Raw genomic sequence first — 23583 nt, 5'->3', positions numbered from 1 at the left:
GGAGCTACGACCATGACCCACTTCAAATACAACCGCCTGAACAAAGACGACGCCGCTGTTCTGCTGGTGGACCACCAGGCTGGCCTGCTGTCCCTGGTGCGTGACATCGAGCCGGACGCATTCAAGAACAACGTGCTGGCCCTGGCCGATCTGGCCAAGTTCTTCAACCTGCCGACCATCCTCACCACCAGCTTCGAGCAAGGCCCCAACGGCCCGCTGGTGCCGGAGCTCAAAGCGCTGTTCCCGGATGCCCCCTACATCGCCCGCCCAGGCCAGATCAACGCCTGGGACAACGAAGACTTCGTCAAGGCAGTGAAGGCCACCGGCAAGAAGCAGCTGATCATCGCCGGCGTAGTGACCGAAGTGTGCGTGGCCTTCCCGGCGCTGGCGGCCCTGGAAGAAGAGTTCGATGTGTTCGTGGTCACCGATGCTTCCGGCACCTTCAACGAAATGACCCGCGACGCCGCACACAACCGCATGAGCCAGGCCGGCGCGCAACTGATGACCTGGTTCGGCGTGGCTTGTGAGCTGCACCGCGACTGGCGCAACGATATCGAAGGTCTGGCGGCGCTGTGCTCCAACCACATCCCCGACTACCGCAACCTGATGACCAGCTACAACGCCTTCAACGCCGGCAAGTAAACCGAACCTGCCCCGGGCACGCCTGGGGCAGCACACCCCTCTGAATCCCAGCCCGTCTGCCGTTGCACCGTGGATGCGGGCACGCTCATCCCAAGGAACGCCGATGAACACCGCACTCCAGAACAACCGCGAAGTGGTAACCGTATGCCTGCAACACCAGGTTCTTGAAAGCCCGCCCGGCACTACGGCGGCGCAACCGCCGCGCTGGAAGCAGGCGCTGCTGACCTACCTGGTGATCTGTCCGATGACCATGGTCGTCCCGCAACTGCTGGCGCCGCTGTTCGCCCGCTTCCCACAACTCGGCGGCCCGATTGCCGGCAACCTGATCGTCAACGTGTTCGTCATCTTGCCCGTGGTCTTCTACATCATGCCCTGGGTAACCCGACGCAGCGCGAAGTGGTTGCAAGGCTAAGCTTGCACCACCTGCACCGCACATCCATTCAATCCCTGACTGCACCGCAACCGGCATGCTCCGCGGTTGCACCAGCCGCCGGCGTACACATAAGGAGATGACCATGTCCCAGGACCCCAACGACAAGAGCCGTCGCCAGTTCCTCGCCACCAGCACCGTGCTCGGTGCCGCCGGCGCGCTCTGGTCCGCATTGCCCTTCGCCGGCTCAGCCGGTTCCGCCCATGCATCCGCCCAAGGAGGCTCCATGACCGCCGACCTCATCCTGTTCAACGGTAAACTGCACACCGTTGACCGCGAAAAGCCCACTGCCACCGCCGTTGCCATCAAGGACGGGCGTTTCATCGCCGTGGGCAACGATGCCGAGGCCATGGCCCACAAGGGCGCAGCCACGCAGATCGTCGACCTCAAGCAACGCACGGTCATTCCCGGCCTCAACGACTCGCACCTGCACCTGATCCGCGGCGGCCTCAACTACAACCTCGAATTGCGCTGGGAAGGCGTGCCGTCGGTGGCCGATGCCCTGCGCATGCTCAAGGACCAGGCCGCACGTACGCCGACCCCGCAGTGGGTCCGCGTGGTCGGCGGCTGGAACGAATTCCAGTTCGCCGAAAAGCGCATGCCGACCCTGGAGGAAATCAACCAGGCGGCGCCCGACACCCCGGTGTTCCTGCTGCACCTGTATGACCGTGCGCTGCTCAACCGCGCTGCGCTCAAGGCGGTCGGCTACGACAAGAGCACGCCGAACCCACCGGGTGGCGAGATCCAGCGTGACAAGTTCGGTAACCCGACCGGCATGCTGATCGCCCGCCCCAACGCGATGATCCTCTACGCGACCTTGGCCAAAGGGCCGAAGCTGCCGTTGGAATATCAGGTCAATTCCACCCGCCAGTTCATGCGTGAGCTCAACCGGTTGGGCCTGACCAGCGCCATCGATGCTGGCGGCGGCTACCAGAACTTCCCTGACGATTACTCGGTGATCCAGGAGCTGGCCGACAACAACCAGTTGACCGTGCGCATCGCCTACAACCTGTTCACTCAAAAGCCCAAGGAAGAGCTGGACGACTTCCGCAAGTGGACCTCCAGCGTCAAGCTGCACAGCGGAACCGACTTCCTGCGCCACAACGGTGCTGGCGAGATGCTGGTGTTCTCTGCCGCCGACTTCGAGGACTTCCTCGAACCGCGCCCGGACCTGCCGCAGACCATGGAAGAAGAACTGGAGCCGGTGGTGCGCCACTTGGTCGAGCAGCGCTGGCCGTTCCGCCTGCACGCCACCTACAACGAATCGATCACCCGCATGCTCGACGTGTTCGAGAAGGTCAACCGCGACATTCCGTTCAATGGTCTGCCGTGGTTCTTCGACCACGCCGAAACCATCACCCCGCAGAACATCGAGCGTGTGCGCGCCCTGGGCGGCGGCATCGCGATCCAGGACCGCATGGCCTTCCAGGGTGAGTATTTCGTCGACCGCTATGGTGCCAAGGCCGCCGAGCAGACCCCGCCGGTCAAGCGCATGCTCGAGATGGGCGTACCGGTCGGGGCCGGCACCGACGCTACCCGCGTGTCCAGCTACAACCCGTGGACTTCGCTGTACTGGTTGGTCAGCGGCAAGACCGTGGGTGGCATGGAGCTGTATCCGGAAGGCCTGGACCGGGATACCGCGCTGCAGTTGTTCACTCAGGGCAGCGCCTGGTTCTCCAGCGAGCAGGGCAAGAAGGGGCAGATCAAGGTAGGCCAACTGGCCGACCTGGCGGCGTTGTCGCTGGACTTCTTCAGCGTCGAGGAAGAAGCGATCAAGGGCATCGAGTCGGTGCTGACCATCGTCGACGGCAAGGTGGTGTACGCCGCCGGCGAGTTCGACCGTCTCGGCCCACCGCAGGTGCCGGTGCTGCCGGAGTGGTCGCCGGTGGCCAAGGTGCCTGGGCACTGGCGTGTGGGTACGCCGTCGCTGGCTGCAATGGCGCACCAGTGCGTCGGGCCTTGCGGGGTGCATGCGCACAGCCATGAGAAAGCGCGGCATTCGAGTGTGCCGGTGAACGACTTCCAGGGCTTCTGGGGCGCGTTGGGTTGTTCGTGCTTCGCGTTCTGACCTGAGCCCAGGGCTGGCTGGGCCGGCCCCATCGCCGGCAAGCCGGCTCCTACAGGTGCAGCACCTAGCCCCCTGTAGGAGCCGGCTTGCCGGCGATGAGGCCTTCAAAACCGCCTCTACTTTCTTGCAACACCTCTAAAACCGGACGCCACCCATGACCCCCACCCTCCAAGGCCCAGGCCGTGCCCTGCTGGCCACCCTGGCCCTGTGCCCGGTGCTTGGCCATGCGCAGGACGCCGAATGGTCGCTGCTCAGCCGCAACTACTTCCTGCACAGCGACTTCCGCTCACCGGCGGGAGCCCGGCAGAACTACCGCCAGGAATGGGCCCAGGGCTTCATCGGCGAAATCCGCTCCGGCTTCACCGAAGGCACCGTGGGCGTGGGTCTGGACGCACACGGTTTCATCGGCATCAAGCTCGACGGCGGCCGCGGCCATGCAGGCACTGGCCTGTTGCCGCGCGATAGCGATGGGCGCGCTGAGTCAAGTTATTCAAGTGCCGGCGCTGCGCTGAAACTGCGCTTGGGTGAAACCCAACTGCGCCTGGGCGAAATGACCGTGGAAACACCCGTGTTCGACACTGGCGACAAGCGCCTGCACCCCGAATACGCCACCGGCTGGCTGCTGGAGAACACCAGCCTGCCTGGCTGGCGCTTGCAGGCCGGGCGCTTCACCGCCTTCAACAACCAGGACAACAGCGCCACCCGCGGCGATTTCAGCGGCTACGGCGCCACCACCGAAGGCCGCGCCATGAGCCTGGCCGGAGCCACCTTCGCACCCGGCGGCCCGTTCGGCGGCGCGCTGTACGCCGGCCAGTTGCAAGACACCTGGCGCCAGGCCTACCTCAACCTGAACTGGGCCCAGGGCCGCTGGCGCCTCGACGGCAACCTGTACCAGACCCGCGACACCGGCGCCGCCAGCGCAGGGGCCATCGACACCCTGGCCTACAGCGTCGCCGCCAAGTACCTGGCCGGTGCCCAGGCACTGACGCTTGCCTACCAGAAGATCGAAGGCGACACCCCATTCGACTTCGTCGGTGGCGACTCCATCTACCTGGCCAACTCCATCAAGTACGCCGACTTCAACGGCCCCGGCGAGCGTTCGTGGCAACTGCGCTACGACCTCGACTTCGCCACCCTGGGCGTACCCGGGCTTAGCCTGATGGGACGCTACGTCAGTGGCAGTGGCATCGACGGCAGCCATGCCCCGGCCGGTGGGGCATACGTGGGCCAGCAAGGGCAGGGCGGGCGGCATTGGGAACGGGATATCGACCTCAAGTACGTGGTACAGGCCGGGGCCGCCAAGGACCTCAGCCTGTCGTTTTCCCACGTCAGCCACCGCGCCAACCAGGCCCAGGCGGGGGACGACATCGACCGCATCTACCTGATCGTCGAGTATCCGCTCAAAGGGCGATTTTGAAGAGGCCTGCGTCGGCCTAGTCCGCAAATGCCTCGGCAATCGCTTCGATCACCGCCCGTACGCGCGCCGTATGCCGCACATCCTGGTGCGTTACCAGCCATACATCATACGGTTTGCGGGTTTGCCACACCTTGCACAGGCCGTCGCGCTCCCCCAGCGGCACCGGCAATTCGCCGAGGCCAAGACCCTGGGCAAGCGCCTGGCGCACCATCAAGCCTGAGGTACAGGTCAGGGCGATTCGCCCCTGGGCGATGGGCTCGCCTACCAGGCCCACCTCCTTGCCGCTGTCCAGGTATGGCTGGTAGATCACCAGATCATGCCCGGCGAAGGCAGTGCCTTGCGCGGGTTCGCCTTGGCGTTCGAGATAGGCGCGCGAGGCGAACAAGCCGCTGTGCCAGCGTGCCAGGCGACGCACCACCAGTTCGGGGTTGTCCGGCTTATGCGTGCGCACGGCGATGTCCGCCTCGCGCTTGCTCAGATTGAGCATCTGCGTCGAGGCCTGCAGTTGCACTTCGATGGACGGATGCTCCAAGCGCAACCTGGCCACGGCTGGAATGATGAAGTCCAGTGCGAACGAGTCGGTGGTGGTCACCCTCACCACGCCGCTCAGGCGCTCGTCCAGGCCGAGAATCTGTCGCTCCAGACTGGAGGCGGATGCCTCCATGTCCAACGCCGCACGCATGACCACCTCGCCGGCTGCGGTCAGTACGTAGCCGTTCGAGGCGCGCAGGAACAGGGTCGCGTCCAGGGCGGCTTCCAGCGAAGCGAGGCGGCGACCCACGGTGGCCTGGTCGACACCGAGGCTGCGGGCGGCGGCGCGTAGGGTCTGTGCACGGCATAGGGCGAGGAATACGCGGGTGTCGTCCCAGTTCATCGCAGGTGTCCTTGGTGATGCAAAAGTGCAGTGCAGCGATGAGAACTCGCTGCGTTTATTCATCGAGCGGTGACTTTATGCTTTTCCCATCTTCATCGACAAGCGCCGTACCGGCGCAAGGGAACCTCATGAACGCCTCACGTCAACGTGCGCCTTGGTTGCTGATCTGGGCTGGGCTATGTGCCAGCCTGGTCGGCATCGGCCTGGCGCGGTTTGCCTATACCCCGCTGGTGCCGGCGCTGATCGACGCACGTTGGTTCACCAGTGCGGCGGTGGTTTACCTCGGAGCGGCCAACCTGGCTGGCTATCTAATCGGAGCCTTGGTTGGCCGACCGCTGGCGGTGCGCTGGTCGAGCCGGGCAGTGCTGCGTGGCATGATGGTGCTTGTCGCGCTGGCGTTCCTGGCGTGTGCCTGGCCGCTATCGGTAGCCTGGTTTTTCGGCTGGCGGCTGCTGTCTGGTGTGGCGGGTGGGGTAATCATGGTGTTGGCAGCCGGTTCGATCCTTCCTCACGTACAGGCCTCGCGCCGCGGCCTGGCCAGCGGTGCGATCTTCCTGGGTATCGGCTTGGGTATCGCCGTTGCCGCGAGCCTGGTGCCGTGGTTGTTGGGTCGGGGAGTGCAGCAGACCTGGCTGGGGCTCGCTGCGCTGTCGCTGGTGTTGACTGCCAGCAGTTGGGCGGGCTGGCCGGATGACCCTATACCCGACCAGCCGACGCATACGCCCTGCGCAACCGTGACATCGCCGGCGATTATCGTGCTGTTTGGCCAGTATGCATTGATGGCGACGGCACTGGTGGCTCCGATGATGTTCCTGGTCGACTACGTCAGCCGGGGGCTCGGTGCGGGCAGTCACGGCGCGGCGGTGATCTGGGGGTTATACGGCTTGGGCGCGATTGTCGGCCCGGTGTTGTACGGATCGCTTGCCGACCACCTGGGCGCTCGTGGCGGTATCCGCCTGGTACTGTTGGCGCAACTGATCGCCCTCGGCGTATTGCTGGGCAGTCATGACTTGCGTGTGCTTGGCGGTGCGGCGTTGATTATCGGTTCATTTCCGCCAGGCATCGTGCCCCTGGCACTGGCCCGTGTGCATCAGTTGGTGGAGGGGCATGCCCGGCAGAATGCGATCTGGAGCCGAGCGACGGTGTCGTTCGCCAGCTTCCAGGCCATTGCCGGATACGCTTATTCGGCGCTGTTCGCCGCTACCGCTGGCGGCTACGGCGTCCTGTTCGCCGTGGCGGCGGGGGCGATAGTACTGGCCCTGGTCGCCGACCTGCTGCTGCGTGGCGAGCCACGCAGCGCAGCCGTCCGGGTTTGATTCAGGCCATGTCGCTGACGACGAACTCCTCGGCGAGATGATCGATCAGCGAGCGTACCGAGGGCAGCAAGCCGCGCCGCGACGGGAAGATCGCATGGACGATGCCGCAACGTGGGTGCCAGTCGGGCAAGAGCTCGACCAGCCGGCCGGCGGCCAGGTCTTCGCGTACCGCGACCCGAGGCAGGTGCGCGATACCGAGGCCGGCGACCACGAAGTGGCGCAAGGCGAACAGGTCGTCGGTCACCACCCGCGGGGTGTGTGCGATGACGATGCTGCGGCTGGAGTCCTCGCCCTGGAACAGCTCCCACTGGTAATCACGCTGTGCGCCGCCCCAGTGCAGGCTGGGCAGTTGGCCGAGCAGCTGCGGGTCGAAGCCCTTGGGCAACTGTTCAAGGTACTGCGGATGGCCGACCAGGCACTGGGTGCTGTTGCTCAGCACCTTCATCACCATGTCGGTGTTCTCCAAGGGTGGAAAACGCACCCGCAGCGCCACGTCGAAGCCTTCGTGCAGCAGGTCGACCCGGCGGTTGGTGCTTTCGATGAACAGTTCGACCTGGGGGTACTTGGCCATGTAGCGGGCCAGCATCGGGCCGACCCAGGCGTTGAGCAACGTGGTGGGGCAACTGATGCGCACCAGCCCGCGCGGTTCGCTGCGGTTGCGCTCGATGATTTCCGCCGCGCCCTCGGCCTCGACGCGCATGGCCAGGCAACGGTTGTAGTAGGCCTGGCCGATCTCGGTGAGCGAGCAAAGCCGGCTGGTGCGGTGCAGCAGGCGTACACCGAGGCGGTCTTCGAGGTCGGCGATACGTCGGCTGAGTTTCGACTTGGGCATGTTCAGCGCCCGACCCGCCGGGGCGAAGCCGCCGTGCTCGACTACCTGGGTGAAGAAGTAGAGGGAGTTGAGGTCTTCCAATGATCGCTCTCCGCATCGTTCATAAAATAGAACGCTAAGGCTGAATTTTGCTGTCTACCGCTTCAAAGGTCCAGGTTTTAATCTTCTCCCATCAACGCGAAACACCCAACTTACTGAAGATCGAAACCTTAGGAGCTACGACCATGACCCACTTCAAATACAACCGCCTGAACAAAGAAGACGCTGCTGTTCTGCTGGTCGACCACCAGGCTGGCCTGCTGTCGCTGGTGCGTGACATCGAGCCGGACAAGTTCAAGAACAACGTGCTGGCCCTGGCCGACCTTGCCAAGTTCTTCAACCTGCCGACCATCCTCACCACCAGCTTCGAGCAAGGCCCCAACGGCCCGCTGGTGCCGGAGCTCAAAGCGCTGTTCCCGGATGCCCCCTACATCGCCCGCCCAGGCCAGATCAACGCCTGGGACAACGAAGATTTCGTCAAGGCAGTCAAGGCCACTGGCAAGAAGCAGCTGATCATCGCCGGCGTAGTGACCGAAGTGTGCGTGGCCTTCCCGGCCCTGGCGGCCCTGGAAGAAGAGTTCGATGTGTTCGTGGTGACCGATGCCTCCGGCACCTTCAACGAAATGACCCGCGACGCTGCGCACAACCGCATGAGCCAGGCCGGCGCGCAACTGATGACCTGGTTCGGCGTGGCTTGTGAGCTGCACCGCGACTGGCGCAACGACATCGAAGGGCTGGCGGCGCTATGCTCGAATCACATTCCGGACTACCGGAATCTGATGACCAGCTATAACGCGCTGACGGCTGGGAAGTAAGCGCTGCGTGAATCTAGCAGGTTAAGGCCGGCTCCTATTGGGGTCGGCCTTTTTGTTTGTGCGGATTTTTTTTGGGGGGGGATGTGCCTGGCGGGAGATTTAAGGTGGTGCGCGCAGGTGTAAGCCTGGAGATTTCTAGTGGCATTGAGATCGAGCGCCGCGCGGGCGGCGCTCGATCTTGAGGGCGCCATAGGCCTCCCGGCATGCGCCTGGAGGCCTCGAATAGGATTCACGTCATACATCAAACCGAGCAGGCCGGTCTGCACGCCCTGCCCAGCGAATCTGTGTCACAACCTCACGTCACGGGTTGTGACTCAATGCCATCCAACAGCACCTCGACCCATACATCTGCCAATTCCACTGCGTGCGGATTGACCTGCATCGCAGCGGTCGAGAGCGTGTTGGGTGGTTGGGCGAAGCGGGGGATCTGGAACGATTTTTTTCAAGGTCAAACTCCGATAGATGATGTTGACCGGCAACTTTCGTTTCCACACGAAGGGTGGCGGCTGTACGCGGAGTGGAAAGCCGGGCTATCGGAACCCCGGCAGGCCATTTGGCCTCCCGCGTACAGCTGCCATAGCGACAACCGTTCCGATTAGTACTCGGGTTTCCACACCCGATCGCTGAACCAACAGCGACCAGGTCAGCCTAGAGATCAGGCTTCCCCTGGACAATCAGACGGGCGTCGACACGGTTTGTAGGGTAAATCGCGGGGCAAATCGATTCCGTAAGAAAGTGTGCGTGGTTATGTAGGATGCTGCTGAACGAGTGGCGAACTGGGCCGATGCAGATGGGCCTGACCGGAAATCGGGCTGGGCGGGCATGTGCCTGGCTCAGGTGATGTGGACAGGCAGACATCGAGCGCCGCCCGCGCGGCGCTCGATCTTGAGGCCGCTAAAAATCTACCGCCATGCCCCCTCAATCCACATCCGCCTCGAACAACCGCTCCAACTCCACCCGCGCCTCCTTGGCCGTCTGCATCACCTTGGCCCGGTCATCGCGCACCTGCCCCTGTACCACCAGCACTTCTTCATCGTGCTGGGTAAAGCGCGCGATGCGATCAGCCGCCTGTTCATCGCTCAAGCCCAACCCAACCAAGGCACGGCGGGTCAGCTCAAGGCTGGAATAGAACGTCTCGCGAATCGGCTCGGCGCCCACGTCCACCAGTTTGTGCACATGCTGGCGGTTACGCGCACGGGCCAGCACCTTCAGGTGCGGGTACTGGCGCTTGACCTGCTCGGCGGTGCGCGTGGTCAGCTCGGGGTCGTCGGTGGTGATGACGAAATACTCCGCCTCGCCGACCTTGGCCGCATGCAGCACCTCCGGACGTAGCGGGTCGCCGTAGAACACCGGTACCTGTTCGAACATGCGCGTCATTTCAATGTTGTCGACCGAGGTTTCCAGGGCAATGAACGGAATTTTCTGCGCCCGCAGGATCCGTGCGACGATCTGGCCCATGCGGCCCATGCCGACGATCACCACCCGCGGCGCATCGGCCTGGATCTGCTTGTACTGCTCGGGCACTTCACGCGGGGCCGGTTGCGGGCGCTTGAGGGCGCGGGCGCAGCCAAGCATCAGCAGCGGCGTGATGGCCATCGACAGAGTGATGGTCATCAGCAGCAGGTCGTAGGTCTGGGTGTCGAACAATCCCTGGTCCTTACCCAGCTTGAACACCACGAAGGCAAACTCACCGCCCGCCGCCAGCACCATGCCCAGGCGCAGGGCGCTGGCCTTGTTCAGGCCGCCGGCCAGGCGCCCTACCAGAATCAGCAGGGTCAGTTTGACCAGGATCAGCAGCAGCGTCAGGCCCAGCAACACCAGTGGCATTTCCAGCAGCAGGCTCAGGTTGGCGCCCATGCCGACACTGATGAAGAACAGCCCCAGCAGCAGCCCCTTGAACGGCTCGATCTGCGACTCAAGCTCGTGGCGGTACTCCGAATCGGCCAACAGCAAACCGGCCAGAAACGCACCCAGCGCCATGGAAATACCCGCCTCTTCCATCAGCCAGGCAGTGCCGATAACCACCAGCAGCGCGGTGGCGGTGGACACCTCCGGCAGGCCGGTACGCGCCACCGTGCGGAACACCGGGCGCAATAGATAGCGACCACCGACGATCACCACGGCGATGCTGGCGAAGACCTTCAGGCCATGCTGCAGGCTGTCGCCGTGGCTGGTGTCCGGGCCGCTCGCGGCCAGCAGGGGGACCAGGGCGATCAGCGGAATCGCGGCAATGTCCTGGAACAGCAGGATGGCGAAGGCCAGGCGGCCATGGGGCGCGTTGAGCTGCTTGCTCTCGGCCAGGCTCTGCAAGCCCAGCGCGGTGGACGACAGCGCCAGGCCCAGGCCAAGCACGAGGGCGGCTGGCAGGGACTGGGCGAAGCCGAACAGGGCGATGGCGCCGATGACCGCACCGGTCAGCAACACCTGCGCGCTACCGACGCCGAATACCGACTTGCGCATCAGCCACAGGCGCTTGGGCGATAGCTCCAGGCCGATGATGAACAGCAGCAGGACCACGCCCAATTCAGAGATGTGCGCGACGCTTTCGGTATCGCGGATCAGGCCCAGGGCCTGGGGGCCGATGGCAACGCCGGCCAGCAGGTAGCCGATCACGGCGCCCAGTTGCAGGCGCTTGGCCAGGGGGACGGCGAGGACTGCGGCGAGCAGGAAGATCACCGCGGTTTGCAGAAGGCTGCCTTCATGTGGCATTGGCTCGTACTCCATGAGCTGCCGGGGCAGCGTTTGAACAGTTTGACGGACAATTCTGGGGAATGGAGATGGAACAGACAATCTGCTGATCGGGAGAAATATTGTCCTGTTTCAAGTGACAGTTGGGCTGGCGCTATCGCCGGCAAGCCGGCTCCTACAGGGATAGCAGAGCGTTCAGGCTCCGCCAAATTGGGCACGGTATTGCGCCGGCGTCATGCCGATTCGCTCGCAGAACACCTTGCGCATGTGCCGATCGCTACCAAACCCACATTGCGCCGCCACCACCTTCAAGGGCAAATCGCTGCCTTCGAGCAGCCTGCGTGCCTGGTCGATGCGGGCGTTCTGCAAGTACTGCAACGGCGTGATGCCAACCTCACGCTGGAAGATCCGGGCGAAATTGCGGCTGCTCATCGCGACCAGATCGGCCATCTTCTGCACGGTGAAGGCCTGGTCGATGTGGTCGACGATGTAGGCCTGCACCCGCGCCACCGGCGAGCCATCGCGTGGCACCGCGGCCAGCAGCGGGCCGTACGGCGTCTGACCACCCTGACGGTGGCGGGCGACCAGCAGCACCTTGGCCACTTCCAGAGCGAGGGACTTGCCGTGATCTTCGGCAACCACGGCCAGCGCCAGGTCGATGCCTGCGGTAATGCCGCCGGAGGTGATCAGGTTGCGGTCCACCACGTAGATCTGCTCGGTCTCGACCTTCGCCTGGGGGAAGCTACTGGCCAGCCGCTGCACGTAATTCCAGTGCGTGGTGCAACGGTAACCCGCCAGCAACCCGGCCCGGCCAAGCAGGAACACCCCGGTACAAATGGCGCCGAACCGTTTGGCCGAGCGCGCCGCTGGGCCGAGCCAGTTTTCCAGCGCCGGCAGGGCGACGTCATACGCGCCTGGCCCGCCTGGCACCAGCAGCAGGTCGACGGCCGTGGGCAATTCGCTCAAGCACAGGTCTGCCAACACCTTCAGCCCGCATGAACTGCGCACCGCCTCGGCACCGTCTGCCACCGAAACCAGGCGGTACTGGCGCTCGGGCGGCAAAAAGCGGTTGGCGATGGCGAAGGCGTCCATCGGCCCGGTCACATCCAGCAACAGCACATCGTTGAACAACACCATGGCCACGGTGCGATGTGCGCGACTCTCCTGCATAACTTCTCTCGCCCTGGTCTGGGCCGCTGCCGCGGCCTGAAGCGGAACACGTCAGACATCTTACGGCACAGTCCATCGCAATTAAGAACTTTTCAGCTTTGGCTCAGGACTTCGTCATCGCCTGCGCGGCAGACTTCGGGCATTCCACAGGAGGACCGCGATGACCACAGGTACGGCCCGGGAACGCACGCCCAGCCCTGGCGGACTCACCCCTGTGCGGCTGCGGCGGGCCAAGGAACTGATGCTCCACAACGGTTTTTCGATCATCGAGATTGCCGCCCTGTGCAACCTCACCCGCAGCCATTTCTCGCGTGCGTTCAAGGTGGCGACCGGGCTGTCGCCGCAAGCCTGGCGGCTATTGGCGCGGATGGAAAAAGCCAAGCGCCTGCTGGCCACCGATGCACCGCTCACCGATGTTGGCCTGGAATGCGGATTTTGCGATCAGGCCCATTTCACCCGCGCCTTCAGCCGCCTGGTTGGCCAGCCACCCAAGGCCTGGCGCCTGGCCGCACGCGCCAGCGTCTGAGCGCTTGCAGGGGTTGTACGAGGACGGGTGCCGAGAACGGTCAAGATGGTTCCCGATTCTGCCAAGCCGTCCGCGCCTGGGCTGGGCAGCGAGCGCTGCTGCGTATACTCGTAGGCCATGAAGCCCGCAGTAGAGCAGCCCGACGCTGTGGGGGTGCCAACCTGGAAGGTGTGAAAAGCATGATCGGATCAGGCAATGTCCGGGTGTCGCTGGAGCGCCGCGAAGCCTTTCTCGATGGCCAGCCCGTGGCGCTTGGCGGAAGGGCCTTCGAAGTGTTGGCGGCGTTGATCCGGGCCAAAGGCCAGGTGGTCGGCAAGGAGCAGCTGCTGCGCGAAGTGTGGGCCGGCACCGTGGTCGAGGACAACAACCTGCAGGTGCAGGTGTCGTCGCTGCGCAAGGCCTTTGGTGATCGTGGCTTCATCCAGACGGTGGCGCGGCGCGGCTATCGCCTGGCGCGCACGGTGGCGCTGGAGCCCCCCATCCAAGGCGTGGCAGTTGAGGATGACGCCACCGTGGAAGTCACGATCAAGGTGCGCGACAGGGAGCTCGTCACCACGCTCCAGGCGCGCGTATTGCTGGAGCTGCTGGCTTCCTGTCAGATCGAGTAGCCGGCGTGATGCCGGCAAGCTGGGCTTGCCGGCGATGCTGGTTCAGGTCGGACTCAGGCAAGCAGCTCCATGCCCAGCTGGAACGCGACCCACAGCGCAAGGCCGGTGGCAAAGGCCAGGGCGATGTTCTCGAACAGGTTGTTGCGATACTCCTTTTTGAGCAGCGACTTCTGGTTGGACATGATCAGCAGCCCCAGCGAAATCACCGGCAGGCCGATGATGTTCAAGGCGTTCACACCGATGGTCAGGGTCACGAAGTCAGGCATGCCGGGCACCGACCAGATCAGTGGCGTCACCAGGATGAACAGCATGAACCACTTGTGCATCGGGTCGCGGTGGAACTCCTTGCCATAGCGTTCGCGGCGCTCCGGGCGCACATGCTGGAAGGCGTCGGTGATCAGCATCGGGAAGGCGGTGGTCTTGCCAGAGATGCTGGCGAACAGGGTGGCGAACACGCCGATGAAGAACACGTACCAGCCGATCGAGCCGAAGTACATTTCCAGCGCCTTGCCCAGGTCGCCGAGGGTGTTCACTTCGATGCCGTTGGGGCGCAGGATTTCCGCGCCGACGATCCAGATAGCCAGGTTGATGACGATGCCGACGAACACCGCGAACAGCAGATCGTTACGCTGGATGCGCTTGTGCTGTGGGCCGACCCAGCCTTTTTCACGCATCACGTAGGGGTGCACGAAGTTGGCCACCGAGCCTGCCACCGCGCCGATCACCGATACCGCCACCAGCAGCGCGCCATGCACGCCCTCGTCGGGCGGGATGCTGAAACCGATGGTGCCTTTGACGATGCCGGCCACGTCCGGGCCGGACATCACCGCCAGGGCCAGGAAGGCCAGGGTCATGATCGCCAACAGGGCCTTCATCACGCCCTCGATCATCGAGTAGATGTTGCGCCCCACCAGCAGCCACACCGCCAACACCACGGCGGTGGAACACAGCAGCGGATAATCGATGCGCAACAGCATCGCCAACGCCTCGCCGGCGCCCTTGATCATGTAGGCATTCATCAGGTGGCCCATCAGCAGCGCGTAGGCCAGCAGGAACCAGGCGAATACCGGGTGCAGTTGGGCATAGCCCTGGAGGATGGTCATGCCCTGGTTGTTGCACAGCTGGAAGCGGGCAATGATGTTGACGATCAGGTAACGCAGCAGCAGCGAGACCGCCAGTACCCACATCATGGCGTAGCCGTAGTTGGCGCCCGCCACCGACGAGGTGATCAGATCACCTGCGCCTAGCCACGAGAGCACCGCGATGATGCCTGGGCCAAGCAGTTTTACCAGCCGCACGAAGCGGTTTTGAGAGCGTGCGGCAGCACTGCCCTCGACCGAAGGAATACTCGACATCGGGTGTCTCCATTGTTGTTTTTGTGAGATCGAGGCGTAGTCGAACACGGTAGGTAGGACATCGTACAACCAATATTTGTTGCGGGTTGTGACAAAATATTTCTCGGCAGGCCGGCATTACGTTTGGCCAGGCAGTGCCATCGCGTTTTCGTTCAGCTACCAGGCCGGTACTGCAGGGCTTCTGCCAGATGTGCTCGGGCTATAGAAGGTGCGCCTTCCAGGTCGGCGAGCGTTCGCGCCACCTTGAGCAACCGATGAGCGGCGCGCAGGGATAGCGTCAGGCGCTCGCAGGCACTTTCCAGCCAAGCCTGGTCGGCTTGCTCCAGGGCGCAGTGCCGGCGCAGGCCGTGCAGGTCGAGGAAGGCATTGGCGCAGCCCTGGCGGCGCTGCTGCAGCTCTCGTGCCTCGGCGACCCGGGCGCCGACGGCGGCGCTGGTATCGCCACTGGGCGCGCAGGCCAGGGTCGTGCTTTCGCGGGCGACGGTCAGGTGCAGGTCGATGCGGTCGAGCAGCGGGCCGGACAGCTTGTTGCGATAGCGCTGGATTTGTTCGGGGCTGCAGCGGCAGCGCCCGGAGGGATCGCCCAGGTAGCCGCAGGGGCAGGGGTTCATCGCCGCCACCAGCTGGAAGCGGGCCGGGAAGCGCACCTTGTCGCGAGCCCTGGCGATAACGATCTCACCCGATTCCATGGGCTCACGCAGCACCTCAAGCACGCGCCTTTCGAACTCGGGCAGTTCGTCGAGAAACAGCACGCCATGGTGGGCGAGGGTGATCTCGCCGGGTTGCGGTCGGCTGCTGCCGCCCACCAGTGCAGGCCCCGACGCCGAATGATGAGGGTGACGAAACGGCCGCTGCGGCCAGCTTCGCAACGGCGCGCCACCGCACACCGAGCGGATGGCCGCGACTTCCAATGCCTCGTGTTCGTCCAGCGGCGGCAACAACCCCGGCAGCCGGCTGGCCAGCAAGGTCTTGCCGGTGCCCGGTGGCCCGGTGAACAACAGGTTGTGTGCTCCCGCTGCAGCCAGCAGCAGCGCACGCTTGGCGGCTACCTGGCCCTGTACCTCGCTGAGGTCGGGATAGGGCCGTTGTTGCAGCAGCAGGCCGTTGGCAGCATAGGGCGCCAGCGGCACCTGGCCGTTAAGGTGGGCCACCAGCTCCAGCAAGTGGCCCACGGCATAGACCACCAGCCCACCGGCCAGGCTCGCTTCCTCGGCGTTTTCCGTGGGCACCACCAGGGCGCGCCCGGCCTCCCGCGCCGCCAATGCGGCGGGGAGCACGCCCTGGACTGGCCGCAGCTTGCCGGACAGCGCCAGCTCGCCGAGGCATTCGAGGTCGGCCAGGCTGGCCACCGGCACCTGGCCGCTTGCCGCAAGAATGCCCAGGGCGATGGCCAGGTCGTAGCGCCCGCCGTCCTTCGGCAGGTCGGCGGGGGCGAGGTTCTGGGTAATGCGCCGGGCGGGGTAGTTCAGGCTTGAGTTGACGATGGCGCTGCGCACCCGGTCCTTGCTTTCCTTGACCGTGGTTTCCGGTAAACCCACCAGGGTGAGGTGGGGCAGGCCGTTGGCCAGGTGGGTTTCGACGCTGACAGCCGGCGCCTGCACGCCTACCTGGGCGCGGCTGTGGACGAGGGCGAGGGACATGGACGCTCCGTTGTCGCTGTTGGGGGCACCGCTTCCTGCGGCTTGCTCCCAAGCTTAGTTGCCGGCTGCTGGGGGGCCGGCAGAAGAGTGCGTCAACGTTTTGCAGGCATGCAGGCGGTCCTGGTCAGCTGGGCTGATCCCTCGCCAACAGGCTCAGGCCTTGGCGCCTCGAATGATATGCGAGGCCTTGATCAACGCAGTAGCCTTGCCCCCCGGCGCCAGGCCCAGCTCCTGCACGGCTTCGCGGGTGACGATGGCGTATACCTCGGTGCCGCCGGCCAGCTTGAGCACCACGTCGGCGTTCACCGCGCCATCACCTGCGCGCACCACTTCGCCTGCGAGGGCGTTGCGCGCCGAGAGCTTGTAGCCGGCAGCGTCGGTCAGCAGCACCACCCAGGGAGCCTTGACCAGGGCCACGGCCTCGTTGCCGACGTTGATGTTGAGGTTGTGCAGGCTGGCCATGGTGACGACCGCCACCCGTTTCTCGCCGCCGCCCAACGTCAGCTCCACCTCGGCATTGACCGCGCCGGGTTGGACGCTGGTGACCGTGCCTTCGAAAACGTTGCGTGCACTGACGTTCTTGGCGAAACACGCCATGTGTGGCGGGGGTTATTCCTGGGCGCTGGGCGCCATCCGGGCTTCCATCTCGGCGACCTGTTTCTCCAGGGCTTCGAGACGTGCACGGGTGCGGGCCAACACGACCATCTGGCTGTCGAATTCTTCCCGGCTGACCAGGTCCAGCTTGCTGAAGGCGCCTTGCATCAGCACCTTGAACTGGCTTTCCAGTTCGGCGCGAGGCTGGGCGGTATCGCTGCTGAACAGGCGCGAGGCCTGGTCGCTCAGGGCGTCGAGAAGGGCTTTGGGCGCGAGCATGTTCGGCGGTCCACGGCAAAATGAGAAATGGCTCGCAGTGTAGCACGGGCTGCGTTTGCCTTTCGGCTGCCCATGGCGCGGGCGAGTTGCACATTTTTCGAGCAGGTCAGCGGATGTGCACGCACCGAAATTGTGCATCTTCTTCATGCTGGCGACTTGCCAATCCCGACAATCACGCTCAACCCCTTGTTTTTTGGTGTTTTCACCAACCTGGCAAGGTTTCTGCAAATACCTTGGCGAGCCATGCACTGATGCAGTTCCTTGTGACCAAGCAGTGCGCACGCGGAGCCGGATGCCGACGACGCGTTACAAAGCCAACCGCTGCGCTTAGACTTGAGACGGGTTTGTTTTCCTGGGGCAAGTCCACCAAATCGGGAGAGAGTTTCATGAAGCTAGTCACAGCCATCATCAAGCCGTTCAAGCTGGACGACGTGCGCGAGTCGCTGTCGGAAATCGGCGTGCAGGGCATCACCGTCACCGAAGTCAAAGGCTTCGGCCGGCAGAAGGGCCATACCGAGTTGTATCGCGGCGCGGAATACGTGGTCGACTTCCTGCCCAAGGTCAAGATCGATGTCGCCATCGATGACAAGGACCTCGACCGGGTGATCGAAGCCATTACCAAAGCGGCCAACACCGGCAAGATCGGTGACGGCAAGATCTTCGTGGTGAATCTGGAGCAGGCGATCCGCATCCGTACCGGCGAAACCGATACCGACGCGATCTAAGCGACAACAAAAGCCTCACCAAACCCAACGCCCCAGGAGAAAACAACATGACTCTGCGTAAGATCGCAGGGCTAGGAGCCCTATTGTCCCTCGTAATGCCTGGGCTCGCCCTGGCAGACGAAGCTGCCCCAGTGCTGAACTCCGGCGACACCGCCTGGATGCTGACTGCAACTGCGCTGGTGCTGTTCATGACCATTCCGGGTCTTGCGCTGTTCTACGGCGGCATGGTGCGTTCCAAGAACGTGCTGTCGGTGATGATGCAGTGCTTCGCCATCACCGGTCTGATGAGCATCCTGTGGATGGTCTACGGCTACAGCATGGCCTTCGATACCACCGGTATGGAAAAAGGCGTGCTCAACTTCAATTCCTTCGTCGGCGGCTTCTCCAAGGCCTTCCTCAGTGGTGTCACCCCTGACAGCCTGACCTCCGCCGCCGCGCTGTTCCCGGAGGCTGTGTTCATCACCTTCCAGATGACCTTCGCCATCATCACCCCGGCGCTGATCGTCGGTGCCTTCGCCGAGCGCATGAAGTTCTCCGCCATGCTGGTGTTCATGGGTATCTGGTTCACCCTGGTCTATGCGCCGATCGCGCACATGGTCTGGAGCGGTGACGGTGCACTGATGTGGGACTGGGGCGTGCTCGACTTCGCCGGCGGCACCGTGGTGCACATCAACGCCGGTATTGCGGGCCTGGTCTGCTGCCTGGTGCTGGGCAAGCGCAAAGGCTACCCGACCACCCCGATGGCGCCGCACAACCTGGGCTACACCCTGATGGGCGCAGCCATGCTGTGGATCGGCTGGTTCGGCTTCAACGCAGGTTCCGCCGCTGCCGCCAATGGCACCGCGGGCATGGCCATGCTGGTCACCCAGATCGCCACCGCTGCCGCCGCGCTGGGCTGGATGTTCGCCGAGTGGATCGGCCACGGCAAACCAAGCGCCCTGGGCATCGCCTCGGGTGTGGTCGCCGGCCTCGTCGCCATCACCCCGGCAGCCGGCACCGTCGGCCCGATGGGCGCCCTGGTGATCGGCCTGGTCTCGGGTGTGGTCTGCTACTTCTGCGCCACCACCCTCAAGCGCAAGCTCGGCTATGACGACTCGCTGGACGCCTTCGGCGTACACGGTATCGGCGGCATCATCGGCGCGATCCTCACCGGTGTGTTCGCAGCTCCCGCCCTGGGCGGCTTCGGCGCGGTCACCGATATCGGTGCACAGGTCTGGATCCAGGCCAAGGGCGTGATCTTCACCGTGGTCTACACCGCCATCGTCACCTACGTGATTCTCAAGGTGCTGGACGTGGTGATGGGCCTGCGGGTCAACGAAGAAGAAGAGTCGGTCGGCCTCGACCTGGCTCAACACAACGAACGCGGCTACAACCTGTAACTGCGACGCTGGAAAAACTTGCCCGGTTCGCCGGGCATTTTTTTGCCTGAAATTCGCCTTTTGCCGACGCGCAAACGGTTGATCACATCTGTTCGTGACGTAGGTTGAAAACTTACAACTATTGGCGCCTTTATGGAGCTTTGCTTTTTCTGCAAGCGCGCTAGAATGCGCGCCGAAGGTGTTTGAGAAGCAGTCCACACGCTTCGCCAGCCTTTGCTAGGCTTGCCAATGGCGCGTGGCCAGCAAGGTATCAAGGATTTCGTCAGGCTCTGCCAGGAGCAGGGCCTGCAGGGCGGCAGCTCCCACCAGGAGCGCAGCTCAAGGGCAGTGGCCTAACCCACGGCCAGTTGAATTTTCACTGGTGGTCGCCGGTCTACGGCACCACTGGTCTATAACTAACCTGCTTTTCGCAAGTCATGAGGTAGAACATGAGCGACGACGATCTGGAAAATGATGACCTCGAAGTAGGCGACGAAGACGAGGGTGATGAAGGCCTCGAAGCCGCCGCTGACGACAGCGTCGAAGACGCTGGCGACGACGACAGCAGCCCCGCCCCGGCTGCCAAGGGCAAATCCAAGGCGGCGGTCTCGGTAGACGAGATGCCGAGCATGGAAGCCAAGCAGAAGGAGCGTGACGCCCTGGCCAAGGCCATGGAAGAGTTCCTGGCCCGTGGCGGCAAGGTTCAGGAAGTCGAGGCCAACGTGGTCGCCGACCCGCCCAAGAAGCCGGACAACAAATACGGCAGCCGCCCTATCTGAGTGGATGCATGCAAAAAAGCCCGCCGTCGCTGCGGGCTTTTTTGTGCCTGGCGCCATCGCTGTGGGAGCGGGGATCTGTGGGAGCGGGCTTGTCCCGCGAACACCGGCGAAGCCGGTGCCATCCACCGCGTCGCCCCATTCGCGGGGCAAGTCGGGGCGCCGAACCGCCGCTCCCACAGTGGCCACAGTTCTCTGCGCGACAGCGCAGCCCAGAAGGGCTGGGTGATCTCCCACAGAGGTCGCGCCAGCTTTTAGAAATTGAGCAAGACAGTTGCTCCCACACTGTCAGCGCCAGCGTGCGATCACATCGGGCAATTGCGACAGCCGCTGGATCTCGGCATCGGGCGCCTGCTCGCCAGCCCAGGCCTTGCCCTGCGGGTTGAACCACACCGCGCGCAGTCCTGCGCGCTGGGCGCCGGCGATGTCGTCGCCGGGGTGGTCGCCGATGTGTACCGCCGCGCCGGCCTCGACCTCGCCACGCTTGAGCGCCTCCATGAACGGCGCCGGGTCCGGCTTGCCGATGCCAAGGTCTTCGGCACACAGGGCGAACTTGAAGTAATCGGCCAGCCCCAGGCGACTCACATCCGCGTTGCCGTTGGTGACCACACCCAAGGTGTAGTGATGGCGCAGGATCTCCAGCACCGGCTGCACTTCGGGGAACACCTCGACCTGATGGCGGGCGTGGAGGAACACTTCGAAGCCCTCGTTGGCCAGCTCCTGGGCGTGTTTCTCGCTGTAGCCGACCTCTTCCAGGGCGTGGAACAGGACCCGCCGGCGCAGGGCACTGATGCGATGCTTGAGCCCCGGCTCGGCCTGTACCAGGCGCTCGCGGATGGCGAACAGGTGTTCCACCGGCACGCCGCCGAGGATCGGTGCGTTGGCCTCGAGCCAGTCGCGCAGGACGACCTCGGCGCTGGCGATGACCGGCGCGGTATCCCATAGGGTGTCGTCGAGGTCGAAGGTGATCAGCTTGATGCTCATGATTCTGTGCCTTTGCTGCGTTTGGCCCGGGGGTGGGCGCTGTCGTACACCTCGGCCAGGTGCTGGAAGTCCAGGTGGGTGTAGATCTGCGTGGTGCTGATGTCGGCATGGCCGAGCATCTCCTGCACCGCGCGCAGGTCCTGGGACGATTCCAGCACATGGCTGGCGAAGGAATGGCGAAGCATGTGCGGGTGCAGGTGCTGGCCCAGCTCGCGCTCGCCGGCAGTCTTCACCCGTAGCTGGATGGCCCGTGGGCTCATGCGCTTGCCCTGGCGGGTGATGAACACCGCGCTGTCACGCGGGCCGCCGATGCCGCGCAGCTTGAACCACGCCTGCAGCGCCTCGCGGGCCTTGCGCCCGACCGGCAGCACGCGTGCCTTGCCGCCCTTGCCGAGTACCTGCACCAGGCCGGCGGCGAGGTCGAGCTGCTGGAGGTCGAGATTGGTCAGCTCCGACAGGCGCAGGCCGGAGGAATAGAACAGTTCGAGAATGGCCTGGTCACGGCGGGCGATGAAGTCGTCATCGACGCCGCCATCGAGCAGCTGCAGGGCGCGGTCGGTGTCCAGCACCTTGGGCAGTCGGCGCTCGCCCCGTGGGGCGCTCAGGCCGGTGGCCGGGTCGTGTTGGCAAACGCCCTCGCGAATGAGATAGCGGTACAGGCCGCGCACCGCCGACAGCAGGCGCGCCAGGCTGCGGGGCGACTGGCCGTGGTGATGTTGGCGGGCGACCAGTTGGCGCAGTTGCTGGATCTGCAGGGCGCCCCAGCCGGCGATACCCTGGCTGTTGCAGTATTCGATGACCTTTGCCAGGTCGCGCCGGTACGCCAGCAGGGTGTGCTCGGACACCTGGCGCTCGTTGCGCAGGTGTGCGCAATAAGCGTCCAGTTGGCCTTCCATCAGCGCACCGGACGCAGGGTCTGGGTCACACGCGGGACGACGCGGCCGAGCACTTCGGCGATATAGCCGAGGAACAACGTGCCGACGCTGCTCTTGTAGTGTTGCGGGTCGCGGCTGCCGATCGCCAGCACGCCGTGCAAGCCCTGGTGTTCCAGGGCAGCGACGGCGCTGGAACCGACCTCGTGGCGCTGCTGCTCGCCGAACAGGAAGGCCAGCTCGTGCTCGCGCAGGTTGCCACTGACCGTCTTGCCGCCGCCGAGCAGCCCGCCGATGGCTTGCTGCGCCTCGGCCCCGCTGACCCAGCGCCCCACGGGCGCCGCGTTGTCGCCAAACAGGATGAGGCTGACGAAGGGCACCTGGAATTCCTGACGCAGGCTGTCTTCGACGGCCATCACCACTTCTTCCAGGGTGGTGGCATCGAGCAGGTCGAGGATCAGCCGGCGGGTCTTGTCGAACAGCCGGTCGTTGTCGCGGGCCACGTCCATCAGTTGCGACAGGCGATGGCGCATCTCGATGTTGCGGTCACGCAGCAGCTTGAGCTGGCGCTCCACCAGCGACACGCTGTCGCCGCGCTGGTGGGGAATGCGCTGCTCGATGAGCAGTTCGTCGTGCTCGGCGAAGAAGGTCGGGTGGGCGCGCAGGTACGCGACCACCGCCTCGGCGTCGAGGTCATCGGGTTGCGGTACAACCTTTGGCTGATCGGTCATGGCGGTTACTCGCTTAGAGACGAACCTGTCCTTCGTAGACGCGCACGGCCGGGCCGGTCATCAACACGGGCTTGCCGGGGCCGGCCCATTCGATGTTCAGGCGCCCGCCGGGCAGGTCGAGGGAAACCGGGGAATCCATCCAGCCCTGGCTGATTGCCGCCACGGCCGCGGCGCAGGCGCCGGTGCCACAGGCCTGGGTCTCGCCAGCGCCACGCTCCCACACCCGCAGGTTGGCGCGGTGGCGGTCGATGACCTGGAGGAAACCGGCATTCACCCGCTGCGGGAAACGCGGATGGTTTTCGATTTTCGGGCCCAGCGTGTGCACCGGGGCGCTGGCCACGTTGTCGACGCGCAGCACCGCGTGCGGGTTGCCCATCGACACTGTGGCGATCGGGTAGACCTGGCCGTCGACCTCCAGCGGGTAGCTGGTGGCCTGTTCGTCGGCGACGAAGGGGATGTCGGCCGGGTTCAGACGCGGCGCGCCCATGTCGACACACACCTGGCCGTCGTTCTGCACGTCCAGCACGATGATGCCGCCCTTGGTCTCGACGCGGATGCGCTTCTTGGCGGTCAGGCGCTTGTCGAGCACGAAACGCGCGAAGCAACGCGCGCCGTTGCCGCATTGCTCGACTTCCGAGCCGTCGGCGTTGAAGATCCGGTAGCGGAAATCCACTTCCGGATTGCTTGGCGCCTCGACGATCAGCAGCTGGTCGAAGCCGATCCCGGTGTGCCGATCACCCCATTGCTTGGCGTGCTTGGGCTGGATATGCGCGTGCTGGCTGACCAGGTCGAGGACCATGAAGTCGTTGCCCAGCCCATGCATCTTGGTAAAGCGCAGCAGCAT

22 protein-coding genes and 1 pseudogene are annotated in these 23583 nt (G+C 64.4%); 11 read left to right on the top strand and 12 right to left on the bottom strand.

Going from position 1 to position 23583, the window contains the following annotated elements; all coding sequences use genetic code 11:
- Positions 1–12 precede the first annotated feature (12 nt).
- From ycaC (E6B08_RS29380) to E6B08_RS29365, 4 genes are all read left to right on the top strand, one after another.
- A complete protein-coding gene (ycaC, locus tag E6B08_RS29380) occupies positions 13–642 on the top strand; it encodes an isochorismate family cysteine hydrolase YcaC (RefSeq protein ID WP_136917180.1) in 630 nt (209 codons plus the stop codon).
- Between the two features lie 103 nt (positions 643–745).
- Positions 746–1054, top strand: coding sequence for a hypothetical protein (locus E6B08_RS29375; protein WP_136917179.1), 309 nt, complete (start codon positions 746–748; stop codon positions 1052–1054).
- A 244-nt stretch (positions 1055–1298) separates the two neighbouring features.
- Positions 1299–3140 (top strand): amidohydrolase, encoded by a 1842-nt coding sequence (locus tag E6B08_RS29370; protein WP_192938712.1) that lies wholly within the window; start codon positions 1299–1301, stop codon positions 3138–3140.
- A 154-nt stretch (positions 3141–3294) separates the two neighbouring features.
- Positions 3295–4557 carry an OprD family porin gene (locus E6B08_RS29365; RefSeq protein WP_136917177.1) on the top strand — a complete coding sequence of 421 codons (1263 nt, stop codon included), beginning with the start codon at positions 3295–3297 and terminating at the stop codon, positions 4555–4557.
- Between the two features lie 16 nt (positions 4558–4573).
- Here E6B08_RS29365 and E6B08_RS29360 read toward each other — a convergent pair whose 3' ends face one another.
- Positions 4574–5431, bottom strand: coding sequence for a LysR family transcriptional regulator (locus E6B08_RS29360; RefSeq protein WP_136917176.1), 858 nt, complete (start codon positions 5429–5431; stop codon positions 4574–4576).
- 128 nt (positions 5432–5559) lie between these two features.
- Here E6B08_RS29360 and E6B08_RS29355 point away from each other — a divergent pair, with 128 nt between their 5' ends.
- A complete protein-coding gene (locus E6B08_RS29355) occupies positions 5560–6747 on the top strand; it encodes a YbfB/YjiJ family MFS transporter (protein ID WP_136917175.1) in 1188 nt (395 codons plus the stop codon).
- A 1-nt stretch (position 6748) separates the two neighbouring features.
- On the opposite strand, the gene E6B08_RS29350 is transcribed toward E6B08_RS29355, so the two are convergent.
- The gene (locus E6B08_RS29350) at positions 6749–7660 is read right to left on the bottom strand and encodes a LysR substrate-binding domain-containing protein (RefSeq protein ID WP_136917174.1); all 912 of its coding nucleotides are present in this window, start codon (positions 7658–7660) and stop codon (positions 6749–6751) included.
- A 143-nt stretch (positions 7661–7803) separates the two neighbouring features.
- Between E6B08_RS29350 and ycaC (E6B08_RS29345) the strand changes: the two genes are divergently transcribed.
- Positions 7804–8433: an isochorismate family cysteine hydrolase YcaC gene (gene ycaC / locus E6B08_RS29345; protein WP_136917173.1), complete on the top strand. Its 630-nt coding sequence runs from the start codon at positions 7804–7806 to the stop codon at positions 8431–8433.
- A 918-nt stretch (positions 8434–9351) separates the two neighbouring features.
- Here ycaC (E6B08_RS29345) and E6B08_RS29340 read toward each other — a convergent pair.
- Both E6B08_RS29340 and E6B08_RS29335 read right to left on the bottom strand, forming a co-directional pair.
- Positions 9352–11142 carry a monovalent cation:proton antiporter-2 (CPA2) family protein gene (locus E6B08_RS29340; RefSeq protein ID WP_136917172.1) on the bottom strand — a complete coding sequence of 597 codons (1791 nt, stop codon included), beginning with the start codon at positions 11140–11142 and terminating at the stop codon, positions 9352–9354.
- A gap of 174 nt (positions 11143–11316) precedes the next feature.
- Positions 11317–12291: a GlxA family transcriptional regulator gene (locus E6B08_RS29335; protein ID WP_136917171.1), complete on the bottom strand. Its 975-nt coding sequence runs from the start codon at positions 12289–12291 to the stop codon at positions 11317–11319.
- A 160-nt stretch (positions 12292–12451) separates the two neighbouring features.
- Between E6B08_RS29335 and E6B08_RS29330 the strand changes: the two genes are divergently transcribed.
- A complete protein-coding gene (locus E6B08_RS29330) occupies positions 12452–12817 on the top strand; it encodes a helix-turn-helix domain-containing protein (protein WP_136917170.1) in 366 nt (121 codons plus the stop codon).
- A 179-nt stretch (positions 12818–12996) separates the two neighbouring features.
- Positions 12997–13308, top strand: a pseudogene (locus E6B08_RS29325) (winged helix-turn-helix domain-containing protein); the annotation flags it as partial.
- 170 nt (positions 13309–13478) lie between these two features.
- Here the strand turns inward: E6B08_RS29325 and E6B08_RS29320 are convergent.
- The 4 genes from E6B08_RS29320 to E6B08_RS29305 form a co-directional block, all read right to left on the bottom strand.
- Entirely contained in the window at positions 13479–14780 is a 1302-nt protein-coding gene (locus E6B08_RS29320) for an Nramp family divalent metal transporter (protein ID WP_136917168.1), read from the bottom strand.
- Between the two features lie 152 nt (positions 14781–14932).
- Entirely contained in the window at positions 14933–16420 is a 1488-nt protein-coding gene (locus tag E6B08_RS29315) for a YifB family Mg chelatase-like AAA ATPase (RefSeq protein ID WP_136917167.1), read from the bottom strand.
- 153 nt (positions 16421–16573) lie between these two features.
- On the bottom strand, positions 16574–17017 hold the full coding sequence (locus E6B08_RS29310; RefSeq protein ID WP_136917166.1) for a TOBE domain-containing protein: 444 nt from the start codon (positions 17015–17017) through the stop codon (positions 16574–16576).
- 12 nt (positions 17018–17029) lie between these two features.
- On the bottom strand, positions 17030–17293 hold the full coding sequence (locus tag E6B08_RS29305; protein WP_136917165.1) for an accessory factor UbiK family protein: 264 nt from the start codon (positions 17291–17293) through the stop codon (positions 17030–17032).
- Between the two features lie 386 nt (positions 17294–17679).
- On the opposite strand from E6B08_RS29305, the gene glnK reads away from it, so the two are divergent.
- The 3 genes from glnK (at position 17680) to sutA (ending at position 20155) form a co-directional block, all read left to right on the top strand.
- Positions 17680–18018: a P-II family nitrogen regulator gene (glnK, locus tag E6B08_RS29300; RefSeq protein WP_002555808.1), complete on the top strand. Its 339-nt coding sequence runs from the start codon at positions 17680–17682 to the stop codon at positions 18016–18018.
- A gap of 47 nt (positions 18019–18065) precedes the next feature.
- Entirely contained in the window at positions 18066–19397 is a 1332-nt protein-coding gene (locus tag E6B08_RS29295; protein ID WP_136917164.1) for an ammonium transporter, read from the top strand.
- 428 nt (positions 19398–19825) lie between these two features.
- Complete coding sequence (sutA, locus tag E6B08_RS29290) at positions 19826–20155, top strand: transcriptional regulator SutA (protein ID WP_133325359.1); 330 nt, start codon at positions 19826–19828, stop codon at positions 20153–20155.
- A 285-nt stretch (positions 20156–20440) separates the two neighbouring features.
- Here sutA and E6B08_RS29285 read toward each other — a convergent pair whose 3' ends face one another.
- Genes E6B08_RS29285 through dapF form a run of 4 tightly spaced genes read right to left on the bottom strand, consistent with a single transcriptional unit; the run spans position 20441 to position 23583 of the window.
- Entirely contained in the window at positions 20441–21136 is a 696-nt protein-coding gene (locus tag E6B08_RS29285; protein ID WP_136917163.1) for an HAD family hydrolase, read from the bottom strand.
- Entirely contained in the window at positions 21133–22032 is a 900-nt protein-coding gene (xerC, locus tag E6B08_RS29280; RefSeq protein ID WP_136917162.1) for a tyrosine recombinase XerC, read from the bottom strand. The genes E6B08_RS29285 and xerC overlap by 4 nt, the downstream gene beginning before the upstream one ends.
- Positions 22032–22739, bottom strand: a complete 708-nt coding sequence (locus E6B08_RS29275; RefSeq protein WP_136917161.1) for a DUF484 family protein — start codon at positions 22737–22739, stop codon at positions 22032–22034. Before E6B08_RS29275 ends, xerC begins: the two co-directional genes overlap by 1 nt.
- Before the next feature lie 13 nt (positions 22740–22752).
- Entirely contained in the window at positions 22753–23583 is an 831-nt protein-coding gene (gene dapF / locus E6B08_RS29270; RefSeq protein WP_136917160.1) for a diaminopimelate epimerase, read from the bottom strand.

The sequence above is a fragment of the Pseudomonas putida genome, from assembly GCF_005080685.1.
In the GTDB taxonomy this organism is placed as follows: domain Bacteria; phylum Pseudomonadota; class Gammaproteobacteria; order Pseudomonadales; family Pseudomonadaceae; genus Aquipseudomonas; species Aquipseudomonas putida_V.
The sequence above is the reverse complement of the archived record's forward strand: the minus strand, read 5'-3'. Positions and strand labels throughout refer to the sequence as shown.

Coding starts and splice junctions, on each gene's coding strand:
- ycaC (WP_136917180.1), top strand. CDS start 13: ATGACCCACTTCAAATACAACCGCCTGAACAAAGACGACGCCGCTGTT.
- E6B08_RS29375 (WP_136917179.1), top strand. CDS start 746: ATGAACACCGCACTCCAGAACAACCGCGAAGTGGTAACCGTATGCCTG.
- E6B08_RS29370 (WP_192938712.1), top strand. CDS start 1,299: ATGACCGCCGACCTCATCCTGTTCAACGGTAAACTGCACACCGTTGAC.
- E6B08_RS29365 (WP_136917177.1), top strand. CDS start 3,295: ATGACCCCCACCCTCCAAGGCCCAGGCCGTGCCCTGCTGGCCACCCTG.
- E6B08_RS29360 (WP_136917176.1), bottom strand. CDS start 5,431: ATGAACTGGGACGACACCCGCGTATTCCTCGCCCTATGCCGTGCACAG.
- E6B08_RS29355 (WP_136917175.1), top strand. CDS start 5,560: ATGAACGCCTCACGTCAACGTGCGCCTTGGTTGCTGATCTGGGCTGGG.
- ycaC (WP_136917173.1), top strand. CDS start 7,804: ATGACCCACTTCAAATACAACCGCCTGAACAAAGAAGACGCTGCTGTT.
- E6B08_RS29340 (WP_136917172.1), bottom strand. CDS start 11,142: ATGCCACATGAAGGCAGCCTTCTGCAAACCGCGGTGATCTTCCTGCTC.
- E6B08_RS29335 (WP_136917171.1), bottom strand. CDS start 12,291: ATGCAGGAGAGTCGCGCACATCGCACCGTGGCCATGGTGTTGTTCAAC.
- E6B08_RS29330 (WP_136917170.1), top strand. CDS start 12,452: ATGACCACAGGTACGGCCCGGGAACGCACGCCCAGCCCTGGCGGACTC.
- E6B08_RS29320 (WP_136917168.1), bottom strand. CDS start 14,780: ATGTCGAGTATTCCTTCGGTCGAGGGCAGTGCTGCCGCACGCTCTCAA.
- E6B08_RS29315 (WP_136917167.1), bottom strand. CDS start 16,420: ATGTCCCTCGCCCTCGTCCACAGCCGCGCCCAGGTAGGCGTGCAGGCG.
- E6B08_RS29310 (WP_136917166.1), bottom strand. CDS start 17,017: ATGGCGTGTTTCGCCAAGAACGTCAGTGCACGCAACGTTTTCGAAGGC.
- E6B08_RS29305 (WP_136917165.1), bottom strand. CDS start 17,293: ATGCTCGCGCCCAAAGCCCTTCTCGACGCCCTGAGCGACCAGGCCTCG.
- glnK (WP_002555808.1), top strand. CDS start 17,680: ATGAAGCTAGTCACAGCCATCATCAAGCCGTTCAAGCTGGACGACGTG.
- E6B08_RS29295 (WP_136917164.1), top strand. CDS start 18,066: ATGACTCTGCGTAAGATCGCAGGGCTAGGAGCCCTATTGTCCCTCGTA.
- sutA (WP_133325359.1), top strand. CDS start 19,826: ATGAGCGACGACGATCTGGAAAATGATGACCTCGAAGTAGGCGACGAA.
- E6B08_RS29285 (WP_136917163.1), bottom strand. CDS start 21,136: ATGAGCATCAAGCTGATCACCTTCGACCTCGACGACACCCTATGGGAT.
- xerC (WP_136917162.1), bottom strand. CDS start 22,032: ATGGAAGGCCAACTGGACGCTTATTGCGCACACCTGCGCAACGAGCGC.
- E6B08_RS29275 (WP_136917161.1), bottom strand. CDS start 22,739: ATGACCGATCAGCCAAAGGTTGTACCGCAACCCGATGACCTCGACGCC.
- dapF (WP_136917160.1), bottom strand. CDS start 23,583: ATGCTGCTGCGCTTTACCAAGATGCATGGGCTGGGCAACGACTTCATG.